The organism is Plasticicumulans sp. (assembly GCF_035331805.1).
Lineage (GTDB): Bacteria > Pseudomonadota > Gammaproteobacteria > Competibacterales > Competibacteraceae > Plasticicumulans.
Window position 1 is genome coordinate 1 of the sequence record NZ_DAOLKE010000390.1, and the last position, 3,045, is coordinate 3,045.

The following is a 3,045-nucleotide window of genomic DNA, read 5'->3' on the forward strand; positions in this document are numbered from 1 at the left end:
CTCCTACGAGAAGGCGTGCCGCAACTTCGGCGGCAGCTTCATCGAGTTCACCGAGGACGCCGCGCTCTCGCTCAACCCGTTCCCCCTGGTCGAGGACATCGACGAGGACATGGAACTGCTGCAGCCCCTGCTCGCGCAGATGGTGTCCCCGCGCGAGTCGCTCGACGGCTTCCAGTACTCGACGCTGGGCGCGGCGATCAAGAAGGTCTGGAAGGCCAAGGGCCGCGCCATGACCGTCACCGACATTCACGACCTGCTCGCGACCGGACGCCTCGACGACGACGGCGCGCCCTCCGCCGGCGAAGGCGACCGGCGGCTGAAGGACCTCGCCGCGATGCTGCATCCCTACACGCGCGACGGCGCCTACGGGAAGTACTTCGATTCCGAGGCCAGCATCGACTTCGGCGCCGACCTCATCGTGCTGGAGCTCGAGGAGCTCAAGTCCAAGAAGGACCTGCAGACCGTGGTGCTGCTGATCGTCATGTACCGCATCACGCGCGAGATGTACTTCTCGCGCGACCGCAAGAAGATCGTGATCATCGACGAGGCCTGGGACCTGCTCTCGGGCGGCGCCACCGCCGAGTTCATCGAGGCCGGCTACCGGCGCGCGCGCAAGTACAAGGGCGCCTTCATGTCGGCCACCCAGGGCGTGGACGACTACTACCGCAATCCGGCGGCGAAGGCGGCACTGGACAACTCCGACTGGATGTTCCTGCTGCGCCAGAAGCCCGAGTCGATCGAGATGATGGACAAGCTCGGTCAACTCACGATGGACGATGCGATGAAGCGGCTGCTGCTGTCGCTGCGCACCGAGCACGGCGCCTACTCCGAGGTCTTCATCCACTCGCCGGCCGGCAACGGCATCGGCCGGCTGATCGTCGATCCGTACAGCCTCCTGCTCTTCAGCAGCCGGGCCGAGGACTTCAACGCCATCAACGCCAAGCGCGCGGCGGGCCTGGACGTCTCCGCCGCCATCGACGCGGTCTTGCGCGAACGGGGGCTCGCGTGAACGCACGGGCCGCCGCACTGCTCGTGGGCGTCAACGCGCTGGTGAGCGCCGCGCTGATCGCACTCGTTCACCTGTGGCTCGTGCCCGAGCGCCTGCCGGCGCTGGCCGTGCTGGACGTGGCGGAGCTCTATCGCCTGAAGGAGCTGCAGGTCGCCGCGGTGCTGGTCAAGCGCGACGCCAGCGACGAAGAGCGCGCCGGCGCACTGCGTCGCGCCGCGGGCTTCGGCACGGAGGTGAGCACGCTGCTCCAGGCGCTGCCGGGCGAGTGCCGCTGCATCGTGCTGGCGCGTGGCGCCGTGATGGGCTCCGAACCCCTGCTGCGAGACCTGACGCCGGACGTGCGGCGCCGGCTCGGCCTGTAGCTGCATCGGGAGTCCGCATGCGCACCCTGTTCCTGCATCGAAGCTGGCGCGACCGTTTCGCATCGAGCGGACGATTCCGGCTGCGCACGTTCGCCGAGCGCTCGGTCGAACACCTGAAGCACTGGGCCGTCGTCTACGTCGCGGTCGCCGCGATCGCGCTCTGGTTTCACGCCCACTATGGCTTCGGGCTGAACGCCTCGCCGAGCCTGCCGCACCGGCTCTTCCTCATCCACAAGGGCGAGATGCCGAGCCGAGGCGACTTCGTCGCCTTCCGCTGGGCCGGCGGCGGACCGTACCCGGCGGGCGTCACCTTCATCAAGGTGCTCGCCGGCATGCCCGGCGACGAGGTCACGCGCGACGCGCAGGGCTTCCACCTCAACGGCGTTCCGGTGGGCGTGCCCAAGCCGGTGAGCCGGAGAGGTCAGCCGCTCGAGCCCGGTCCCACCGGCCGGATTCCGGAGGGCCGCTACTACGTGCAAGCCGGACACCCCGACAGCCTCGACTCCCGGTACCAGCTGACCGGCTGGATCCACGCGTCCCAGATCATCGGGCGGGCCGATGCACTCTTCTGATCGGACGATTGCAGGCACGACCCGCGGCAGGCCGCTGCGCCTCGCAGCGGTCGTCTTCGCCGCGATGGTCGCGACGGTGCCCGCCCACGCGCAGGACCTCGGCGTCATCGGCCCGGTCTACCCGATCGCCGAGCCGAACCTGCTGGAGGTGATCCTCGGGAAACTTCGCGCGGCAGGCGAAGACGGCACGCTCGCCCGTCTACAACGCGAGTCGCTGGAAAGGGTCAGGCGAGGCGTCGAAGACCCGGCGCCCGTGGCGGGGCTCTCGCGCACCCGTCAACCGCGGCGCTTCCACCACGACCCGAGCATCGTCGTGCAGGAGGCCATCCGCGACGCCGACGGCCGGGTCATCGTGCCGCCCGGCACGGTGGTCAATCCGCTCGACACCGTGACCTTGAGCCAGGCGCTGCTCTTCATCGACGCGCGCGATCGCGAGCAGGTCGCGCGTGCACGCAAGCTCATCGACGAGCGCCAGGGCAAGGTGAAGGTGATCCTCACCGGCGGGTCCTACCTGGACCTGATGCGCCGCTGGCAGCGGCCGGTGTTCTACGACCAGCAGGGCAACCTCACGACGAAGCTCGGCATCCGTCAGGTGCCCGCGCTCGTCACCCAGGACGGCAGGAGGCTGCGCATCGATGAGCTCCTGTAGCCCCGTCCACCGGCAGGCAGATCGCCCGCGCACGGCGCTGTGGCTCGCGCTCGCCCTGTGGCTGCTCGCGCTGCTGCCCGGCCCCGCCGCGGCCGGCCCCACCTGCCACGGCCGCTTCATGAACCCGATCACCGACATCTGCTGGAGCTGCCTGTTCCCGCTCACCATCGGCTCGGCATCGATCCTGTCCGACGGTCAGCCCGACATCGGCAATCCGTCCTCGCCGGTCTGCTACTGCAGCAACCCGCCCCGCATCGGCGTGTCGATCGGCTTCTGGGAGCCGGTGCGCATGGTGGACGTGACGCGCACGCCCTTCTGCATGGTCGGCCTGGGCGGCATCTCGCTCGACCCCGGACTCGACGTGCCGCGCGGCGCCCACGTCGGCCACGACAGCCAGACGCGCAACAGCTTCTATCACGCGCACTGGTACGCCAACCCGATCCTCACCTGGCT

General features: G+C 69.4%; 4 protein-coding genes and 1 pseudogene. All 5 read left to right on the forward strand.

Going from position 1 to position 3,045, the window contains the following annotated elements; genetic code table 11:
* Window positions 1-1,009, forward strand: a pseudogene (locus PKE44_RS17310) (type IV secretion system protein TraC); the annotation flags it as partial.
* Window positions 1,006-1,371, forward strand: a complete 366-nt coding sequence (locus PKE44_RS17315; RefSeq protein WP_324553756.1) for a hypothetical protein — start codon at window positions 1,006-1,008, stop codon at window positions 1,369-1,371. The pseudogene PKE44_RS17310 and the gene PKE44_RS17315, both read left to right, overlap by 4 nt.
* Before the next feature lie 17 nt (window positions 1,372-1,388).
* Window positions 1,389-1,943, forward strand: coding sequence for a S26 family signal peptidase (locus PKE44_RS17320; protein ID WP_324553758.1), 555 nt, complete (start codon window positions 1,389-1,391; stop codon window positions 1,941-1,943).
* Entirely contained in the window at window positions 1,930-2,592 is a 663-nt protein-coding gene (gene traW / locus PKE44_RS17325) for a type-F conjugative transfer system protein TraW (RefSeq protein WP_324553760.1), read from the forward strand. Before PKE44_RS17320 ends, traW begins: the two co-directional genes overlap by 14 nt.
* Window positions 2,579-3,045, forward strand: a 467-nt coding sequence (locus tag PKE44_RS17330) for a TraU family protein (RefSeq protein ID WP_324553762.1), incomplete at its 3' end; no start/stop codon positions are given. The genes traW and PKE44_RS17330, both read left to right, overlap by 14 nt.

What these genes read in the sequence shown, in the direction of transcription:
- PKE44_RS17320 (WP_324553758.1), top strand. Translation starts at nt 1,389, where the DNA reads ATGCGCACCCTGTTCCTGCATCGAAGCTGGCGCGACCGTTTCGCATCG.
- traW (WP_324553760.1), top strand. Translation starts at nt 1,930, where the DNA reads ATGCACTCTTCTGATCGGACGATTGCAGGCACGACCCGCGGCAGGCCG.